Here is a 19140-nt window from a genome sequence, read left to right as displayed (position 1 = left end):
CGGTGCGGCCGCTGCACACGGCCCCGCTCGGCGCGCTGAGGTTCACCGGGCTGCGCATCGCGGAGCAGCCGTTCGCGATGAGGATCAGCAGGCTCGGTCTCGGCATGGTCGAGGAAGCCGCCGACGGCCTGCAGCTGGGGGTGTGAGCCGGTTGGTTCCCGAGCTCGCGGAGGGGGCGCTCGCCGGCCCTGCTCAAGACCCTGTTTATCGTCAGGAAGACGACTATGATCGCGTCATGCCCTACGACCCGTCGGCCTTTCCGCCCTTCGCTGTCACCGTCGACCTGGTCGTGCTCACCGTGCGCCGCCACGCGCTGTGCGCGCTGGCCGTCCGCCGCGGCGAGCCGCCGTACCAGGGCCGCTGGGCGCTGCCGGGCGGTTTCGTCCGGGGGGACGAGGACCTGACGACCGCGGCCGCGCGGGAGCTGGCCGAGGAGACGGGGCTGAACGCCCACGACCCGGCAGGCCCCTCGCCGGTCAACGCGGCCCACCTCGAACAGCTCGCCACCTACGGCGACCCGAAGCGGGACCCGCGCATGCGGGTGGTGAGCGTCGCGCACCTGGCGCTCGCGCCCGATCTGCCCGCCCCGCGCCCCGGGGGCGACGCGCACAGCGTGCGCTGGGCGCCGGTGGAGGACCTGCTGGACCAGGAGGTCGGCTACGGCCGCGACGGCGAGCAGGTGACCCCCCTCGCCTTCGACCATGCGCAGATCCTCGCCGACGGCGTCGAGCGCGCCCGCTCGAAGATCGAGTACTCCTCGCTGGCCACGGCCTTCTGCCCCCAGGAGTTCACCGTCGGCGAGCTGCGCCGGGTCTACGAGGCGGTGTGGGGCGTGGCTCTGGACCCGCGCAACTTCCACCGGAAGGTGACCGGCACGCCCGGCTTCCTGGTCCCCACCGGCGGCACCACGACACGCCAGGGCGGCCGTCCCGCCCAGCTCTTCCGGGCCGGCGGGGCCACGCTCCTCAACCCGCCCATGCTGCGCCCCGAGGCCTAGTCCCGCCCGGATCGCGTGCTTCCCGGCCACCCCGTGATCCGGCATGCCCGGGGGCGGGACACGCCTCACAACTGCCTACATTGCGTAGCAAATAGGACATAGCGGGTTACGGTGCTGCCGTACCTCCCCGCAGTTCCTCCGCGCCCTCGGCCGCCTCGGTCACCGAGCGGGCCGAGGGGTGCCGCCGAGCCGTCTCACGCCCCGCGAGAGAAGCCATGATCCAGGCCATCGGACTCACCAGCGCCCCCCAGCGCAACCGGTTCCCCGCCGTCGACGACCTCACCTTCGAGGCCCGCCCCGGCCGGGTCACCGTCCTGCTCGGTGACCACGGAGCGGGCAAGACCAGTGCCCTGCGCCTCCTCCTCCGCCTCGACCCCGGCCGCGGCGTCGCGCTCTTCCGCGGCCGCCCCCTCGACCGGGTCCCGCACCCCACCCGCGAGATCGGCGTCGTCCTCGGGGACGTTCCCGGTCACCCGGCCCGCAGCGCCCGCGGGCACCTGCGCATGCTCAGCGCCGCGGCCGGCGTCCCCGCCGAGCGCGCCGACGACGTCCTCGAGGTCGTCGGCCTGACAGGCCTCGCCGGCCAGCACCTCGGCGACTTCTCGCTGGGCATGGACCGGCGCCTCGGCATCGCCGCCGCCCTCCTCGGCGATCCGCACACCCTCGTCCTGGACGAGCCCGCGCACGATCTCTCGCCCCGCGAGACCGCCTGGCTGCACGGCATGCTGCGGGCCTACGCGGACCACGGCGGCGCCGTGCTCGTCACCTCGCAGGATCCCAAGGAGGCGGCCCGCATCGCCGACCGGGTCGTCACCATCGACGACGGCCGCCTCGTCGCCGACCAGGAGGCCGCCGAGTTCTCCCGGACCCGGCTGCGGCCGCGTGTCGCCGTCCAGTCGCCCCTGGCCGCCCGCCTCGCCCACGCCCTCACCTCCGAGGCCGACCAGGCGGCGGCCGCCGAGGGACTGCAGGCCGTGGAGGTCGTGCAGGAGGGCGGCAGCCGGCTGTCGGTCTACGGCAGCACCTGTGCAGCCGTCGGAGAGACGGCCTACCGGCACGGCATCCTCGTCCACCGGCTGACCGAGGAGATCGGCGACAGCGGCCCCGTGCCCCCGCTGCTGCGTGCCGACGGCCGCCGGGCCGACTCCGCTGCGCCGCCGCCCGGCACGGCGCCGCCGGAGGCTGCTGCGGACACTCCCGCAGACCCCTGTGCGGATGCACAGGACGGCTCCTCGCCCGCCGGGGAAGCGGAGCCCTCCGGCCGCCCCGGCCCCGTCGTGCGGTCCGCACACGCGGGCACGCCCGGCACCGCCGTTCCGCCCGAGCTCGCCGTGGAGCTCCCCCGTGTTCACCCGCGTCTCCCGGCCCCCGACCCCGCGTGGCCGCTGCGTTACGAGCTGCGCCGTGCCACCGGCGTGCGGACCGGCTGGATCGTGGCGGCCGCCGCGCTCGCGGCCTCCCTGCTCGTGTCCGTCCTCCTCGCGCGGGCGGGATCCGCCCCGGCGCCCCGCGTGCTCACCGGCTGGCCCGCCCTGCTGCCGTTGCCGCCGGCGGTCTTCGGGGCGGGGCTCATCGGCGCGATGGCCTTCGGCCAGGAGTTCCGCTATCCGGCCCTCGCCCCCGACCAGGGCACCGTCCCGCGCCGGCTCGGCCTGCTCGCCGCCAAGCTCGCCGTCAGCGCCGTGGCGGCCGTCCTCCTCGCCCTCGCCTCCCTCTTCCTCGACGCCGGCGTCCTCGGGCTGCTCTTCGGCGACGAGGTCGTCTCCCTCCCGCGCGACTGGGCCGTTCTGCTCGCCGGCTGGGCCGCGCTCACCCTGGGCTGCGCGTGGGCGGGGCTGCTGGCCGCGGGGCTCTTCCGGTCGGCGGCGCTCGGGCTGGTCGCGGTGCTCGCCGTGCCGACGCTCGTGGTGCCGGTCCTGGGCAGCGTGCTCGCCGAGCCCGCGGCCCGCTCGCTCGTGGGGCTCCCGGAGCGGCTGCGCGCGGCCGCGATCGTGCAGTGGCCCTCGGGCATGGACCGGGGTGTCTCGACCGCCCTGCGGCTGGTGTCGCAACCGGTCGGCTGGGCGCTCGCCTTGTCACTCACGGCACTTCTCGGGGCCTACGTCCTCGCGGTGTTCCGCGGCAGGCCGCGATGAGGGCCGCCGCCGCGGGGCCGCGGACCCCCGACGCCCCGTCCCACGTGCGGAGTTGGCAGGCCGCGACCATCACGCTCCGCATGCGATCCGTCTCGGAGAGTGCCCGATTCTGTCCGTTTGGCCGTCAATTGTGAGGTAATGGGCGATCACCCTTTCGTGTGCTTTTCACCAAAGACCTCAAGGGACTTCGAGGTGTCGCCGACAAAGGAGGCGTGAGTACCCTTGCGCACACCATGATGACCGCGGCTCGCCCCGCCGACTCCGGCCTCGCAGGCCCGGGCGAGCTTGACCGTTACTCCTACGCGGAGGCCTCCGGGCACGACCGCGGGGCCCCGCCGGCCTGGGACGGCGAGGCCGAGCTCAGCCGCGCCGGCCGCCGGGCCGCCGGCAGCCGGGGCCGGGGCCTGCACGGCCAGCTCGTGCAGCAGCTCGGCCAGATGATCGTCTCCGGGGACCTGGGCGCCGACCGCCCGCTCGTCCCCGAGGAGATCGGGCAGCGCTTCGAGGTCTCCAGGACCGTCGTCCGCGAATCCCTGCGCGTCCTCGAGGCCAAGGGCCTCGTCAGCGCGCGCCCCAACGTGGGCACCCGCGTCCGCCCCGTCAGCGACTGGAACCTCCTCGACCCCGACATCATCGAGTGGCGGGCCTTCGGCCCCCAGCGGGAGGACCAGCGCCGCGAGCTGTGCGAGCTGCGCTGGACCATCGAGCCCCTCGCCGCCCGCCTCGCCGCCGGTCACGGCCGCGAGGACGTCCAGCAGCGCCTGGCCGACATGGCCGAGATCATGGGCCACGCGCTGGCCCAGGGTGACTCCCTCACCTTCACGCGCGCCGACGCCGAGTTCCACTCCCTGCTCCTGCAGGTCGCCGGCAACCGCATGCTCGAGCACCTCGCGGGCATCGTCTCCTCCGCCCTGCACGTGTCGGGCGCGCCCTCCGGCGGCTGCGACCGCCCCACCGAGGCCGGTGTCGGACACCACCTCCGCATCGTGGACGCCGTCGGCGCGGGCGACGGAGCCGGGGCCGAGGCCGCGATGAGGCAGCTGCTCATCGCCCACCCGGACGTCGAGCGCGTGGTGCCCGCGCCCCGCGAGCACTGACCGCGGAGAGGAGCGGGACGGTACGGGTGGGTTCGTACGGAAGGGCCGCACGCGCCGGGCCGGGACAGGGCTCACGCGTGCGGCCGGATGCGCGACCGCACCCGTGAGCCGTCCGGTGGCGCCGGCGCCCCTCCCGGAACTCGGACCGGGACGCCAGGAAGTGGAGTGTTCTGTCCAGTTGAGCGGGCATTCACTCCGTTTTGGGGTGTGACTCGGGCCACGAGGATTGGGCGTAACGCTCCTTGAGGCAGTGCGATGACTAAAGAGGTGGTGGACGCGGAGGGAATACAGGCCTCGTCCGGGGCGCTGTGTCCGTCTGCATCTCATCACCCGCGCGCCGTCGGTTCATCCATGCCGGCGGTCGTCGGAACCGGTTCCCCGAGCAGGGCGGGCCGGGGCCGGAAGCCGTTTCCATCGTTCCGAGAGGTTGTTCGTGTCGGCCAGCACATCCCGTACGCTCCCGCCGGAGATCGCCGAATCCGAGTCTCTGATGGCGCTCATCGAGCAGGGAAAGGCCGAGGGGCAGATCGCCGGCGACGACGTGCGTCGGGCCTTCGAGGCTGACCAGATTCCGCCAACCCAGTGGAAGAATGTTCTGCGCAGCCTCAACCAGGTCCTCGACGAGGAGGGTGTGACGCTGATGGTCAGTGCCGCCGAGGCGCCCAAGCGCACCCGCAAGAGCGTCGCAGCGAAGAGCCCGGCGAAGCGCACCGCCACCAAGGCCGTCGCCTCCAAGACGGTCACGGCCAGGCAGACCGCGTCCTCGGCGTCCGCCACGTCCGCCTCGGCGGCGTACGGCGACGACGAGAGCGCGGAGGCGCCCGCCAAGAAGGCCGCCACCAAGAAGGCGGCGGCGAAGAAGACGGTGGCGAAGAAGACCGCCGTCAAGAAGACGGCGGCCAAGAAGACCGCCGCGAAGAAGGACGCCGACGAGCTCCTCGACGAGGACCTCGTCGACGAGACCCCGACCCCGGGCAAGGGCGAGGAGGAGGACGAGACCGGCGAGAACAAGGGCTTCGTCCTCTCCGACGACGACGAGGACGACGCTCCCGCGCAGCAGGTCGCCGTCGCCGGCGCCACCGCCGACCCGGTCAAGGACTACCTGAAGCAGATCGGCAAGGTCCCCCTCCTCAACGCCGAGCAGGAGGTGGAGCTCGCCAAGCGCATCGAGGCGGGCCTGTTCGCCGAGGACAAGCTGGCGAACTCCGACAAGCTCGCCCCCAAGCTCAAGCGCGAGCTGGAGATCATCGCCGAGGACGGGCGCCGCGCCAAGAACCACCTCCTGGAGGCCAACCTCCGCCTGGTGGTCTCCCTGGCCAAGCGCTACACCGGCCGCGGCATGCTCTTCCTGGACCTGATCCAGGAGGGCAACCTCGGTCTGATCCGCGCGGTCGAGAAGTTCGACTACACCAAGGGCTACAAGTTCTCCACGTATGCGACCTGGTGGATCCGCCAGGCCATCACGCGCGCGATGGCCGACCAGGCCCGCACCATCCGTATCCCGGTGCACATGGTCGAGGTCATCAACAAGCTCGCGCGCGTCCAGCGCCAGATGCTCCAGGACCTGGGCCGCGAGCCCACCCCGGAGGAGCTGGCCAAGGAGCTCGACATGACCCCCGAGAAGGTCATCGAGGTCCAGAAGTACGGCCGCGAGCCGATCTCCCTCCACACCCCCCTGGGTGAGGACGGCGACAGCGAGTTCGGTGACCTCATCGAGGACTCCGAGGCGGTCGTGCCGGCCGATGCCGTGAGCTTCACCCTGCTCCAGGAGCAGCTGCACTCCGTCCTGGACACGCTCAGCGAGCGCGAGGCGGGCGTGGTCTCCATGCGCTTCGGCCTCACCGACGGCCAGCCGAAGACCCTCGACGAGATCGGCAAGGTCTACGGGGTGACGCGTGAGCGCATCCGTCAGATCGAGTCGAAGACGATGTCCAAGCTGCGCCACCCGTCCCGTTCCCAGGTCCTGCGCGACTACCTGGACTAGGACCGGACGGACGACGACGACCCCGCAGGGCCCGGCACCTCTCCCCGAGGAGCCGGGCCCTGCGGGCTGTACGGGTGACAGTGCGGCCGATCCGGAGGCATGCCGTCCAGGTTCCGGATGCGCCGATCGCCGTGCGGGTTGACTCTGGGTGTGCAAGGAACCCCGCAGAGTCAGGAGATCGTATGCGTTCGCTGAGCTGTCTGCTGGCCGGATCGATCGCCCTGGTCTTCGCGGTCCCGGCCCCGGCGGTGGCGGACCGTGCGGTCGTCGGAGGGCAGGCCGTGAGGGCCTCGGAGGCGCCCTGGGTGGTGGCGCTGGGCAGCCGGCAGCGGTTCGGGGCTGCCAGGGCCGGACAGTTCTGCGGCGGGGTCCTGGTGGGCCGCAGGACGGTCGTCACGGCGGCGCACTGCCTGAGCCGTGAGGTGCTCGGCGTCGACGTGAGCGAGGCGAGGGACCTGCGGGTCATCGTGGGCCGTGACGACCTGCGGGGTGCGGTCGGAGCCGAGGTGGAGCCGCGGGAGACCTGGGTCAACCCGGGGTTCGACCCGGGGACCAACGCGGGAGACCTGGCCGTGCTCACCCTGCGCAATCCGGTGCCGGAGAGCTATGTGATCCCGGTGGCGCAGCAGGGCGACGCCGCCTACCGGGTGGGCGCCAAGGCCACGGTCTACGGCTGGGGCGACGTGATCGGCAACGGCACGTACTCGGAGATCCTGCGCGGGGCGAGGGTGCGGGTCCTGCAGGACGCGGTGTGCGAGCGGGCGTACCCGGGGAGCGCCGACGGCGTCTTCCGGCGGGCCTCCATGCTGTGCGCCGGGATGCCGCTCGGCGGGCGGGACGCCTGCCAGGGGGACAGCGGCGGGCCGCTCGTGGCGCAGGGCAAGCTCGTGGGCCTGGTCTCCTGGGGGGCGGGCTGCGGGCAGCCGCAGTACCCGGGGGTCTACACGCGGATGTCGGCCTACACGGCGCTGGTGGCGGCGCACAGCGGCGAGGGCGCCGCGTCGGCCCAGACGCCGGCGGGGCAGGGCCGGCCTCCGGTCGGCCAGCCGGCCGCTCCCGCCGCTCAGCAGGGGGCCGCGGCGGCAGCGGCACCGCAGCCGCAGAAGCACGGGCGGCAGCAGCACCCCACCGCGAAGGTGCGCAAGAGCGTACGAGAGCGGGCGGCTTCCCCCGTGGTGGGGGCAGCCGCCCGCGGCTGTCCGGCTGTGAGGGGCCGGACCTCGCTCGTCGTCGGATGCGATGTGTCAGCGTTCCGCTACGGACTCAGCGGTCCTCTTCGGGCGCAGACGCCGGGGGGGCGGTGAGCCGCTCCGTCTCGTCCTGTATTTCCGCGGCGATCTTCTTGAGTTCTGGCTCGAACTTACGCCCGTGGTGGGCGCAGAAGAGCAGTTCACCGCCGCTCATGAGAACGACGCGCAGGTAGGCCTGAGCGCCGCACCGGTCGCAGCGGTCAGCGGCCGTCAGCGGGCTCGCGGGGGTCAGAACAGTAGTCACGTCGCCTCTTCTCTAGCTCGACGAGCTGTCGTACCAGGGTCAACATCCAACCAGGCCGAAAACGTTCCCGCTCGCGGCTTTTCCTCGAAAGTTCCTTCCGAGTCGCTTCCGGGTCGGTCAGATCTTGACGGTTGGCGGCGAATGAGCCGTATTGCGTAGGCCTACGGTTTCACATCGCTGGGGGCTTTCGTCCTCCCGGCCGGCTTGCCGGTGTTCTTGAGGACGTGCCCGGAGCCTAAATGGTTCATGCCTCCAAGGGAACGTGATGTGCACGTCACTCCATCGTGTCATCGAACGTGTGATCGATCACTGGACTAGCATGGGCGTTCCCACGGGTGGCTGCACAAAGGCTCTACCAGGCATCGGTACCCTCTGAACGGCAACCGGGCCGCCGGCCCACCCGACCGGGGCCGAAAAGAAATTCAGCGAGGAGCGAACCCGCGTGACCGCCGAAACGTCCGTGCCGTCCACTGCGCTGCTGACCGGGGCAGACCGGGACGGGTCCAACTACACCGCGCGGCACCTGCTCGTCCTCGAAGGCCTGGAAGCCGTCCGCAAGCGTCCCGGTATGTATATCGGCTCGACGGACAGCCGCGGCCTCATGCACTGCCTCTGGGAGATCATCGACAATTCCGTCGACGAGGCCCTGGGCGGCTACTGCGACCGCATCGACGTGATCCTCCACGACGACGGCTCCGTGGAGGTGCGCGACAACGGCCGCGGCATCCCCGTCGACGTCGAGCCCAAGACCGGGCTGTCGGGCGTCGAGGTCGTCATGACCAAGCTGCACGCGGGCGGCAAGTTCGGCGGCGGCTCCTACGCGGCGTCCGGCGGTCTGCACGGCGTCGGCGCCTCGGTGGTCAACGCGCTCTCCGCGCGCCTGGACGTCGAGGTCGACCGCAACAGCAGGACCCACTCGATCAGCTTCCGCCGCGGCGTCCCCGGCATCTTCACCGAGTCCGGCCCGGACGCCCCCTTCGACCCGGCCAACGGCCTGCTCAAGGGGAAGAAGATCCCCAAGGCGCGCGTCGGCACCCGCATCCGCTACTGGGCGGACCGGCAGATCTTCCTCAAGGACGCCAAGCTCTCCCTGGAGACCCTCTACGGGCGGGCCCGCCAGACCGCCTTCCTGGTGCCGGGGCTGACGATCGTCGTCCGCGACGAGCGCGGCATCGACGGCGAGCAGGCCACCGAGGAGGTCTTCCACTACGACGGCGGCATCAGCGAGTTCTGCGAGTACCTGGCGCAGGACAAGGCCGTCTGCGACATCCTGCGGCTGAACGGGCAGGGCACCTTCAAGGAGACCGTGCCGGTCCTGGACGACCGCGGCCACATGACCCCCACCGAGGTCACCCGCGAGCTGGGCGTCGACATCGCCCTGCGCTGGGGCACGGGCTACGACAGCACGGTCAGGTCGTTCGTCAACATCATCGCCACCCCCAAGGGCGGCACCCACGTGACGGGCTTCGAGCGCTCGATCACCAAGACCGTCAACGAGGTCCTGCGCTCGTCGAAGCTGCTGCGCGTCGCCGAGGACGACGTCGTCAAGGACGACGCCATGGAGGGGCTCACGGCGGTCGTGACCGTACGCCTGGCCGAGCCGCAGTTCGAGGGACAGACCAAGGAGGTCCTGGGCACCTCCGCCGCCTCCCGGATCGTGGCGAACGTGGTCGCGAAGGAGCTCAAGGCGTTCCTGACCTCCACTAAGCGCGACGCCAAGCAGCAGGCGCGGGCCGTCCTGGAAAAGGTCGTCGCCGCGGCCCGCACCCGTATCGCGGCGCGCCAGCACAAGGAGGCCCAGCGGCGGAAGACCGCCCTGGAGTCCTCGTCGCTGCCGGCCAAGCTCGCCGACTGCCGCAGTGACAACGTCGAGCGCAGCGAGCTGTTCATCGTCGAGGGCGACTCGGCGCTCGGCACGGCCAAGCTCGCGCGGAACTCCGAGTTCCAGGCGCTGCTGCCGATCCGCGGCAAGATCCTCAACGTCCAGAAGTCGTCGGTCTCGGACATGCTCAAGAACGCCGAGTGCGGCGCGATCATCCAGGTCATAGGAGCGGGGTCCGGCCGGACCTTCGACATCGACGCGGCCCGCTACGGCAAGGTCATCTTCCTCGCCGACGCCGATGTCGACGGCGCGCACATCCGCTGCCTGCTGCTCACCCTCTTCCAGCGCTACATGCGCCCGATGGTCGAGGAGGGGCGGGTCTTCTCCGCGGTGCCGCCGCTGCACCGTGTGGAGCTCACCCACCCCAAGAAGGGGCAGGACAAGTACATCTACACGTACTCGGACGCCGAGCTGCGGCAGACGCTGCTGGAGCTGGAGCGCAAGAACGTGCGCTACAAGGACTCCATCCAGCGCTACAAGGGTCTGGGTGAGATGGACGCCGACCAGCTGGCGGAGACCACGATGGACCCGCGCCACCGCACCCTGCGCCGGATCAACATCAGCGACCTGGAGGCGGCGGAGCGCGCCTTCGACCTGCTGATGGGCAACGAGGTGGCCCCCCGCAAGGAGTTCATCACGAACTCCGCGGCCACCCTGGACCGCTCCCGCATCGACGCCTGACCGCGTCCTTCCTCTTGCGGGGCCCGGCCCGGCCGGCCCCCGGAGTCATCCATCACCTGATGGGGTGAACGTCGGGGCGACGGCCGGGTCCGCATCCCGGCGCTCTGTCCATCCTTGGGTTCCCCGGCTGCGGGTGACGGCTGTCAACCGGGCAGTTGTCGACCGGGCCGGGATCCGAGGAGAGTGCGGTGGAGAAACACGACAGAGGCAGTACCGGAAGCACCCATGCCGGAACGATTCAGCCGGTCGGCGCCCTCTCCGCGCCGGACGTCTACAGCGAGGTCCAGCGCGGTGCGGCCTTCCAGGAAGTACGCAGCCGGTACCGCCGGTTCGCCTTCCCGGCGGTCGCCGCCTTCCTGCTGTGGTACCTGGCGTATGTGGTGACGGCCACCGCGGCTCCCGGCCTGATGGCCCGGCAGGTGGCGGGCGCGCTCAATGTCGCCATGCTCGCCGGGCTCGCCCAGTTCGCCACGGCGTTCCTGCTGACCTGGGCCTATGCCCGCCATGCACGGCTGCACCGCGACCCCGCGGCGCTGGAGCTGCGCTGGGCGGTCACCCTGGAGACCCGCCAGGAGCACGCCCGTCAGGAGCGAGCCCGCGAGCAGGACCGACGGGAGCGGATTCTCCAGGGGCAAGCCCGTCCGGAACGGGGCCTCCTCCTGCCGCCCGCCGGGGAGCCGGAGCCGCGCTGCGGGGCCCGGCCGGTCCGCGCCCGGGGTGAGCGCGCATGACGGGCACTCACCACGTCCTTGCGCTCGCGCTGTTCTGTGCCTTCGTCCTCGTCACGCTGGCCATCACCACCTGGGTGGGTCGCGAGCGCCGCGGCTCGCCGGAGGAGTTCTACGCGGGCGGGCGGCTCTTCAGCCCCATGGAGAACGGTTTCGCCATCGCGGGCGACTACATGTCCGCCGCCTCCTTCCTCGGCGTCACCGGCCTCATCGCCCTCTACGGCTACGACGGCATCCTCTACACCGTCGGCTTCCTGGTCGCCTGGCTCGTGGTGCTGTTCCTCGTCGCCGAGCTCGTGCGCAACTGCGGCCGGTTCACCCTCGCGGACGTCCTGGTCACCAGGCTGCGCGAGCGCCCGGTCCGGATCGCGGCCGGAGCCTCCTCCGTCACCGTCTCCGTGCTCTACCTCGTCGCCCAGATGGTCGGTGCGGGCAGTCTGATGACGCTGCTGCTGGGCGGGACCGGCGAGCGCGCCCGCGCCTGGACCGTCGTCGGCGTCGGCGTGCTGATGGTCGTCTACATCACCCTGGGCGGCATGCGGGCCGCCACGTGGATCCAGATCGTCAAGGCCGTCCTGCTGCTGGGCGGCACGGTCGCACTCACCGTCCTCGTCCTCCTGCGCTTCCACGGCGACCTCTCCGCCCTGCTCACCACGGCGGCCGGGCGCAGCGGCCACGGGCCGGCCTTCCTCGCCCCCGGCCTGAAGTACGGCGGCGGCTGGACCGCCCGGCTGGACTTCGTGAGCCTCGGCCTCGCGCTCGTCCTCGGCACCGCAGGGCTGCCGCACATCCTCTCGCGCTTCTACACGGTGCCCACCGCCCGCGCCGCCCGCCGCTCGGTCGTCTGGTCCATCGGGCTCATCGGCGGCTTCTACCTGATGACCATCGTGCTCGGCTTCGGCGCCGCCGCGGTCCTCGGCTCGGACGCCGTACGGGCCGCCGGTCCCGCCGGGAACAACGCCGTGCCGCTGCTCGCACTCGACCTGGGCGGCGGCGCCGGCTCCACCGGCGGCACGGTCCTCTTCGCCGTGGTCGCCGCCATCGCCTTCGCCACGATCCTCGCCGTCGTCGCCGGGATCACCCTGGCCTCCTCCGCCTCGGTCGCCCACGACCTGTACCGGACGCTGAGCCGCCGTGCCCGCACGCCCCGCAGCGAAGTGGCGGTCGCGCGCCTCGCGGCCGCCGGCACCGGCGCGGTGGCCATCGGGCTGGGGCTGCTCGCCCAGGACCTCAACGTCGCGTTCCTGGTCGGGCTCGCCTTCGCCGTCGCCGCCTCCGCGAACCTGCCGGTGCTCCTGTACACGCTCTTCTGGCGGCGGTTCACCACCCGCGGGGCGGTCTGGTCCGTCTACGGCGGCCTCGTCCCGGCCGTCGTGCTCGTCGTCCTCTCGCCGGTCGTCTCCGGCGGGCCGGGCGCGATCTTCCCCGGCGCGGACTTCGCGCTCTTCCCGCTGGAGAACCCCGGCCTCGTCTCCGTCCCGCTGGGCTTCCTCGCCGGCTGGCTCGGCACGGTGACCTCGTCCGAACCGGCCGACGCGGGCGGCCACGCCGAGACGGAAGTACGCTCGCTGACAGGAGCCGGCGCGGCGTAGCGGCAGGCCGCCCGGGCCCCCGCCGCGGGGCACGGTCCGCCGCGGGGCACGGTCCGCCGTGCGGCCCGGTCCGCCGTGCGGAGCGGCCCGGCCTCACCGCGGCGCGCAGGAGGCCCGCCTCAGCGGCCCGTCCAGGTGTAGCGGTGCTCCGGGCGCCCCGTCTCGCCGTACTTCAGGGTCAGGCTCAGCCGCCCTGATTCCTCCAGCCGCTTCAGATAGCGCTGCGCCGTCGATCGGCTCAGCCCCGACCGTGCCGCGACCTCGTGCGCCGACAGCGGGGACGCGGCGTCGGAGAGGACCTGGCGTATCAGCTCGGCCGTGGGAGCCGAGTGGCCCTTGGGCAGCGGCGTGCTGGTGGCCGCCGTGCGCAGGGTGCCGAAGATGCGGTCGACCTGGTCCTGTCCGGCCTCCTGCGCGTCGTCGAGGGTCCGGCGCAGCTGTGCGTACGCCTCCAGCTTCACCCGCAGGCCGGGGAAGGTGAACGGCTTGACCAGGTACTGCAGGGCCCCGTAGCGCATGGCGGCCTGCACGGTCGCGACGTCGCGCGAGGCCGTGACCATGATCACGTCGGTGAGGTCGCCGAGCTGCCGCAGCCGGCGGACCAGACCCAGGCCGGTCTCGTCCGGGAGGAAGTGGTCCAGCAGCACCAGGTCGATGCCGCCCTTCTCCAGCACGGCCATGGCCTGTGCCGCGTTGTGGGCCTTGGCGCCGACGCGGAAGCCGGGAACCCGCGCCACGTACGCGGCGTTGATCTCGGCGACGCGGAAGTCGTCGTCCACGACCAGGACCTCGATCATCGTTCACCTCTTCGAGCGAGCTGAGTGGGCCGGGTGGGCCGAGTGGGCGGGTAAGCGCAGCGCTTCGGGGAGTTCCACGGTGAACACGGCGCCGCCGCCGTCGCGTTCACCGGCCCGCACCGAGCCGCCGTACCGCTCGGCCAGCCGCCGTACGAGCGACAGGCCGAGGCCCCGGCGGCGGTGCGGGACGGCCTCTTTGGTGGACCAGCCGTCGGTGAAGACCAGTTCGCGGACCGCGGCCGGCACCCCGGGGCCGTTGTCCGCCACCCGGACGACGAGCGTCTCCCCGACGGCCCGCAGCTCCACTTCCACGAACGGCGCGTCGTGCGGCACGTTCCCTTCCGCACCTTCCGCAGCTGCCGGCGCTGCCGCCGCGGCGCCCGCCGTGGCGTCCAAGGCGTTGTCCACGAGATTGCCGAGCACGGTGACGAGGTCGCGCGGGTCCACGACCCGGTCGGGCAGCCGGGTCGCCGGGCTCACCCGCAGGGCCACCCCGCGCTCCGCGGCGACCGCGCTCTTGCCCACCAGCAGGGCGCTCACCAGCGGGTCGCGGACGCGCTCGGTGACCTGCTCGGCCGTCGCCCGGTGGGCCCCGGTCACCTCCGCGACGAAGTCGGCGGCCTCCTCGTACATGCCCAGTTCCAGCAGTCCGACGATGGTGTGCAGGCGGTTGGCGTGCTCGTGGTCCTGGGCGCGCAGCGCGTCGGTCAGGCCGCGGGTGCCGTCGAGTTCTCGGCGGAGCTGTTCCAGCTCGGTGCGGTCGCGCAGGGTTGCCACGGTGCCGCCCGCGGCGGTGTCCCTGCGGTTGACGACCAGCACCCGCCCGTCCCGTACGGTCAGCAGGTCGGTGCCGGTCACGCGGCCCGCCAGCACGTCCGTGGTGCGGCCCGGCGGCAGGACGCGGTCGAGGGGGTGGCCGATGGCGTCCCGGCCGATGCCCAGCAGGCGCGCGGCCGCGTCGTTGAGCAGGCGGACGCGCCCGTGCCGGTCGAGGGCGACCACGCCCTCGCGGATGCCGTGCAGCATGGCCTCGCGCTCGCCCAGGAGGGCGGAGATCTCGGTGAGTTCGATGCCGTGGGTGCGCTTGCGCAGCCGGCGGGAGACGACGAGCGCGGCGAGCGCCCCGACGCCGAGGGCCGCACCCGCGTACATGAGGATGCCCGGCACGGCCCGTAACAGCAGTGCGTGCACGTTGTCGTAGGCGATGCCGACGGAGACGGCGCCCACGATGGCGCCCTCGCCGTCGCGCAGGGGCACCTTGCCGCGCGCGGAGCGGCCGAGGGTGCCGCGCCCGATGCCCGTCCACTCCTGCCCGCCGAGGGCCCGGCCGGGGTCGGTGCTGACGCGCTCCCCGATCCGTCCGGGGACGGTGTGGGAGTAGCGGATGCCGCGGGTGTCGACGACCACGACGTAACTCGCGCCGGTGGCCAGCCGGATGCGCTCGGCGTCGGCCTGCACCGGCCCGCCGGGGGAGGGCGGTCCGGCCAGCAGGCTGTGTGCGATGCCGGGTTGGGCGGCGGTGGCCTGGGCGATGGCCAGCGCGCGGTGCTCGGCCTGGTCGTCGAGCTGGGCCGCGAGGGGCGCGAGGAAGAGCCCGGCGGCGAGCCCGGCGACCCCGGTGATGATCAGCAGCTGGACCAGCAGGACCTGGGCGAAGACGCGGCGGGGCCAGCGGGGGCGCATGCGTGTCCCCCTCCCTTTCGTCCTGATGTCGTCCTCCGGCCGGGTGACGGTTCGGTCGCTGAACCGGAATGTCCAGATCCGCTTCAGCGGCGTTCCGTTTCCGCACTGTGGACCGAACGTAGCCGGTCCTGCCCCCCGCCGCCGGTTCCGTGGCGCTTTCGTTGTTCTACCGCGAGCAAAACGAGCAGAACAGGGTTCGTGCGCTGAAGCCGCACAGCGCTCACAAGGCTGTCTGTGCGCCACCCGTCACATCTAGCCTCCACCACCGGTCACCCCCATGGCCGGAAACCTGCACAGAGGAGGCGGCAACGATGATCAGCGGCACCCCGCCGGGCCACGCCCCGGCGATCGAGCTGCGCGGAGCGAGCAAGGTGTTCCGTACGCCCTCGGGCGCCTCGCACACGGCCGTACGGGATCTCGACCTGGCCGTGGAGCAAGGCGAGTTCGTGGCCGTCGTCGGCCCCACGGGCTGTGGGAAGTCCACCACGCTCACGCTGGTCAGCGGCCTGGAGGAGCCGACCGAGGGCGAAGTGCTGATCGGTGGCGAACCCGTCACCGGGATCCGGCCGGAAGTCGGCTTCGTCTTCCAGCAGGACGCCGTCTTCCCCTGGCGGACCGTGCTGTCCAACGTCATGGCGGGCCCGCGCTTCCGCGGCGTGCCCAAGGCCGAGGCGCGGGAGCGGGCGCGCGAGTGGCTCGGCCGCGTGGGGCTCGCGGCCTTCACCGACCGCTATCCGCACCAGCTCTCCGGCGGCCAGCGCAAGCGCGTCGCGCTCGCCCAGACCTTCGTGGGCGACCCGGAGATCCTGCTGATGGACGAGCCCTTCTCGGCGCTCGACGTACAGACCCGGGCCCTGATGTCGGACGAGCTCCTGGAGCTGTGGGGCGGTTCCCGCCCCGGCGGGCGAGCCGCTTCCGTCATCTTCGTCACCCACGACCTGGAGGAGGCGATCGCCCTCGCCGACAAGGTCGTCGTGATGACCGCCGGGCCGGCGACCGTCAAGGAGGTCTTCCCCATCCGGCTGCCCCGGCCGCGCAAGGTCGAATCCGTGCGCCTGGAGGCGGAGTTCGTGGAGATCTACCGCGAGATCTGGTCGTCCCTCGGTGAAGAGGTCCGCATCACCCGTGAGAGGGGTGCCTCCCGTGTCGCTTGAGTCCGTGAATTCGGTTGATTCTGTCGATTCGGTTGATGCGGCCGCGTCGCTTGCTCCGGACGAGCCCTTCAAGCTCCCGGCTCATCCGGCCGGCGGCCGGACCGCCGCCCGCGTCAAGGCCGTCCGCCGGCGCAGGCTGACGGTGTACGCGGCGCGGCTGCTGGTGCTCGCCGTCGTCCTGGGCGCATGGGAGTTGACGGCCCGCAACGGCATCATTGATCCGTTCAACTTCTCGATGCCGTCGAGGATCTGGGACCAGATCGTCCAGTGGACGCTCCACGGCACGCCACAGGGCTCGCTGGGAGAGCAGATCTGGTACACGCTCTACGAGGCCCTGCTCGGCTGGGTGTTCGGCGTGGCCGGCGGTGTGGTGCTCGGTATCGCGCTCGGCCGGGTGCGCTTCCTGGCCGACGTCTTCAGCCCGTACATCAAGGTGCTCAACGCGCTGCCGAGGATCGCCCTCGTGCCGGTCTTCCTGATCCTGTTCGGGCTGGGGCCGGCGTCCAAGGTCGCGTCGGCGGTCGTCCTGGTCTTCTTCCCCGTGTTCTTCAACGCCTTCCAGGGCGCCCGCGAGGTCGACCGCAACCTGGTGGCCAACGCCCGCATCCTGGGCGCGAGCAACCGCCGGGTGACGCTGCAGGTCGTCATCCCCTCGGCGACCTCCTGGATCTTCACCAGCCTGCACGTCAGCTTCGGCTTCGCGCTCATCGGCGCGATCGTCGGCGAGTACCTCGGTGCGGCGAAGGGGATCGGGCTGCTGGTCTCCGCCTCGCAGGGCACCTTCAACACGGCGGGCGTCTACGCCGCGATGGCCATCCTCGCCGTCGTCGCGCTGCTTGCGGAAAGCCTGCTGACCTTCGCCGAGAAGAAGCTCTTCCGCTGGAAGCCGGGCGGCTCCGGCGCGGGGGAGTGACGGCACGGCGGCCCGCACACCATCCGTCCCACCCCCTGCACATCCTCACCCCACCTGCACATCCCCCACCCCCTGCACGTCCTGTTTTGCCTCCTGCGAACCTCCGACCGTAAGGAACAGCGATGCGTACGTTCAGCAAGACCGCCGGAGCCCGTGCGGGCGCCGTCGCGGCGGTGATGTGCCTGACCCTGGCCGGGTGTGCCGACGACTCCTCGACGAACAAGCGGAATTCGGCGATCGAGGCGGCCAAGGGCGACATCGTCAGGATCATGGTGGGCGGCCTGGACAAGGTCATCTACATGCCGGCGGTCCTCACCCAGCGGCTCGGCTACTTCCAGGAGGAGGGCCTGACCGTCGACCTGCTCTCCGAGCCCGCGGGCGTGCAGGCCACCACGTCCCTGGTCGCCGGTGACGTCCAGGGCGTCGTGGGCTTCTACGACCACACGCTCGACCTGCAGGTGAAGGGCAAGCAGGTGGAGTCCGTGGTGCAGCTCGCGCAGACGCCGGGGGAGGTGGAGATCGTCTCCAAGAAGGCCGTGGGCAACCTGACCTCGCCCAAGGACTTCAAGGGCAAGAAGCTCGGCGTGACGGGGCTGGGCTCCTCCACCGACTTCCTGACGAAGTACCTGGCGGTCAAGAACGGGGTGAAGGTCAGCGACTTCACGCCCGTGGCCGTCGGCGCCGGGCAGACCTTCATCTCCGCGCTCCAGCAGGGCGCCATCGACGGCGGCATGACGACCGATCCGACCGTCGCGCAGATCCTCGCCAAGGACGCGGGCAAGGTCCTCGTCGACATGCGGACGCCCGAGGGGTCCCGGGCGGCGCTCGGCGGCCTCTACCCGGCCTCCAGCCTCTACATGAACACCAGTTGGGTCAACGGTCACAAGGACGTCGTGCAGAAGCTCGCCAACGCCTTCGTGAAGACCCTCGGGTGGATGTCCGAGCACACGCCGGAGGAGATCGCGGCCAAGATGCCGGAGGACTACGCCAAGGGCGGCAAGGACCTCTACGTCGAGGCGATCAAGAACACGCTGCCGATGTTCACCAAGGACGGGGTGATGCCCGAGGACGGTCCGAAGACCGTCCACCAGGTCCTGAAGTCCTTCAACCCGGCGCTCAAGGACGCCAAGGTGGACCTGGAGAAGACCTACACCACGGAGTTCGTGAAGAAGGCCGGGTGACCCCTGCCGGGAGCCCCTGGTAGAGCGCCTCAGGAGGGCGCCTCAGGGGGACGCCGCAGGGGATGCCTCAAGAGAGCGGGACGACGGAACCGACGTCCATCCGCGCCGGCATGCCCGGAGCCCGTCCGCAGCTCTCCGGCCGGGCAGGCTCCGCGGCGCCCTGCTCGACGGCCACCCGCCAGGAGCGGCCGTCGGCGTGGGTGACGGTCACCGACCAGTGCGGCGCCGCGCCCTCGGTGCGCGTCACGTCGAGGGCGTCCGCGCCCTCCTCGCCGGTCAGTTCGCGCACCGCCAGCTCCGCGGCCTGGGCCGGGCGCTCCCATGCGGAGCGGCCCCGGCAGTCGCCGGTGACGATCCGGCGGTCGCGCACCGCCTCCAGCACCTCCTTGACGCCGTGGGCGGTGACGCGGCCGTAGGCGTAGCCGTACGGGAGGACGAAGAGCGTGGGCGAGAAGCGGTGGCCGCCGATGTGGGTGACCTCCCAGGCCTCCGCACCGGAGGCGGCCAGCTCGGCGGCCAGGGGGCGGCCCAGCAGGGCGCAGCAACGGTCCCGCTTGCCGTTGGTGCACACGAACACCAGCGGGTCGCCCTCGTAGGCCTCCCACAGGCCGCCGTGCTCGCCCGCGCCGAGCGCGGCGAGGTCGAGCCGGGTCAGCTCCGCGGGGTCGGCGAGCGCGGCGGTGCGGATCCAGGAGCGGCCCGGGGCGGTGTGGGCGGCGAACACCCGGTGCGTGCCGGGCTGGTGGCAGTCGGCGTGCCGGCCGGGGCGGCGGATCAGCGCGATCCGGACGCCCGTGCCCTCCGCGGCCGCGTCCAGCGCCC

The 19140-nt window shown here is 72.2% G+C and carries 14 protein-coding genes and 1 pseudogene; 11 read left to right on the top strand and 4 right to left on the bottom strand.

Annotation, left to right across the window (positions count from 1 at the left end; translation table 11 throughout):
• The first annotated feature begins 235 nt into the window (after positions 1–235).
• From V7793_RS17355 to V7793_RS17335, 5 genes are all read left to right on the top strand, one after another.
• Entirely contained in the window at positions 236–997 is a 762-nt protein-coding gene (locus tag V7793_RS17355) for an NUDIX hydrolase (protein ID WP_058047285.1), read from the top strand.
• 215 nt (positions 998–1212) lie between these two features.
• Entirely contained in the window at positions 1213–3132 is a 1920-nt protein-coding gene (locus V7793_RS17350) for an ABC transporter ATP-binding protein (RefSeq protein ID WP_336007477.1), read from the top strand.
• A gap of 158 nt (positions 3133–3290) precedes the next feature.
• Positions 3291–4229, top strand: coding sequence for a FadR/GntR family transcriptional regulator (locus V7793_RS17345; protein ID WP_079110903.1), 939 nt, complete (start codon positions 3291–3293; stop codon positions 4227–4229).
• Positions 4230–4662: 433 nt separating this feature from the next.
• Entirely contained in the window at positions 4663–6213 is a 1551-nt protein-coding gene (locus V7793_RS17340; protein ID WP_336007473.1) for an RNA polymerase sigma factor, read from the top strand.
• 182 nt (positions 6214–6395) lie between these two features.
• On the top strand, positions 6396–7517 hold the full coding sequence (locus V7793_RS17335) for a S1 family peptidase (RefSeq protein ID WP_443057932.1): 1122 nt from the start codon (positions 6396–6398) through the stop codon (positions 7515–7517).
• On the opposite strand, the gene V7793_RS17330 is transcribed toward V7793_RS17335, so the two are convergent.
• Positions 7477–7707, bottom strand: coding sequence for a DUF7455 domain-containing protein (locus V7793_RS17330; RefSeq protein ID WP_058047288.1), 231 nt, complete (start codon positions 7705–7707; stop codon positions 7477–7479). The genes V7793_RS17335 and V7793_RS17330 overlap by 41 nt on opposite strands.
• Positions 7708–8149: 442 nt before the next feature.
• Between V7793_RS17330 and V7793_RS17325 the strand changes: the two genes are divergently transcribed.
• From V7793_RS17325 to V7793_RS17315, 3 genes and pseudogenes are all read left to right on the top strand, one after another.
• Positions 8150–10270 (top strand): DNA gyrase/topoisomerase IV subunit B, encoded by a 2121-nt coding sequence (locus V7793_RS17325; protein ID WP_336007470.1) that lies wholly within the window; start codon positions 8150–8152, stop codon positions 10268–10270.
• Between the two features lie 188 nt (positions 10271–10458).
• Positions 10459–10839 (top strand): annotated as a pseudogene (locus V7793_RS17320) (DUF485 domain-containing protein); the annotation flags it as partial.
• 158 nt (positions 10840–10997) lie between these two features.
• Positions 10998–12590, top strand: a complete 1593-nt coding sequence (locus V7793_RS17315; RefSeq protein WP_336007468.1) for a solute symporter family protein — start codon at positions 10998–11000, stop codon at positions 12588–12590.
• 119 nt (positions 12591–12709) lie between these two features.
• Here V7793_RS17315 and V7793_RS17310 read toward each other — a convergent pair whose 3' ends face one another.
• Both V7793_RS17310 and V7793_RS17305 read right to left on the bottom strand, forming a co-directional pair.
• Positions 12710–13387: a response regulator gene (locus V7793_RS17310; protein ID WP_336007466.1), complete on the bottom strand. Its 678-nt coding sequence runs from the start codon at positions 13385–13387 to the stop codon at positions 12710–12712.
• Positions 13388–13390: 3 nt separating this feature from the next.
• A complete protein-coding gene (locus tag V7793_RS17305; protein ID WP_336007463.1) occupies positions 13391–15070 on the bottom strand; it encodes a sensor histidine kinase in 1680 nt (559 codons plus the stop codon).
• 311 nt (positions 15071–15381) lie between these two features.
• On the opposite strand from V7793_RS17305, the gene V7793_RS17300 reads away from it, so the two are divergent.
• The 3 genes from V7793_RS17300 to V7793_RS17290 all read left to right on the top strand — a co-directional run bounded on the left by V7793_RS17300 (position 15382) and on the right by V7793_RS17290 (position 18318).
• Positions 15382–16224 carry an ABC transporter ATP-binding protein gene (locus V7793_RS17300; RefSeq protein WP_336007461.1) on the top strand — a complete coding sequence of 281 codons (843 nt, stop codon included), beginning with the start codon at positions 15382–15384 and terminating at the stop codon, positions 16222–16224.
• Entirely contained in the window at positions 16214–17137 is a 924-nt protein-coding gene (locus V7793_RS17295) for an ABC transporter permease (RefSeq protein WP_336007459.1), read from the top strand. The genes V7793_RS17300 and V7793_RS17295 overlap by 11 nt, the downstream gene beginning before the upstream one ends.
• 122 nt (positions 17138–17259) lie before the next feature.
• On the top strand, positions 17260–18318 hold the full coding sequence (locus V7793_RS17290) for an ABC transporter substrate-binding protein (RefSeq protein WP_336007456.1): 1059 nt from the start codon (positions 17260–17262) through the stop codon (positions 18316–18318).
• 67 nt (positions 18319–18385) lie between these two features.
• On the opposite strand, the gene V7793_RS17285 is transcribed toward V7793_RS17290, so the two are convergent.
• The coding region (locus V7793_RS17285; RefSeq protein WP_336007454.1) for a sucrase ferredoxin at positions 18386–19140 on the bottom strand (755 nt) is incomplete at its 5' end.

It is taken from the genome of Streptomyces sp. KLMMK (assembly GCF_036961605.1).
In the GTDB taxonomy this organism is placed as follows: domain Bacteria; phylum Actinomycetota; class Actinomycetes; order Streptomycetales; family Streptomycetaceae; genus Streptomyces; species Streptomyces telluris.
Note: the sequence above shows the minus strand (reverse complement) of the source record. Positions and strands in the feature narration are given on the sequence as shown.

Coding starts and splice junctions, on each gene's coding strand:
- V7793_RS17355 (WP_058047285.1), top strand. CDS start 236: ATGCCCTACGACCCGTCGGCCTTTCCGCCCTTCGCTGTCACCGTCGAC.
- V7793_RS17350 (WP_336007477.1), top strand. CDS start 1,213: ATGATCCAGGCCATCGGACTCACCAGCGCCCCCCAGCGCAACCGGTTC.
- V7793_RS17335 (WP_443057932.1), top strand. CDS start 6,396: ATGCGTTCGCTGAGCTGTCTGCTGGCCGGATCGATCGCCCTGGTCTTC.
- V7793_RS17315 (WP_336007468.1), top strand. CDS start 10,998: ATGACGGGCACTCACCACGTCCTTGCGCTCGCGCTGTTCTGTGCCTTC.
- V7793_RS17310 (WP_336007466.1), bottom strand. CDS start 13,387: ATGATCGAGGTCCTGGTCGTGGACGACGACTTCCGCGTCGCCGAGATC.
- V7793_RS17305 (WP_336007463.1), bottom strand. CDS start 15,070: ATGCGCCCCCGCTGGCCCCGCCGCGTCTTCGCCCAGGTCCTGCTGGTC.
- V7793_RS17300 (WP_336007461.1), top strand. CDS start 15,382: ATGATCAGCGGCACCCCGCCGGGCCACGCCCCGGCGATCGAGCTGCGC.
- V7793_RS17290 (WP_336007456.1), top strand. CDS start 17,260: ATGCGTACGTTCAGCAAGACCGCCGGAGCCCGTGCGGGCGCCGTCGCG.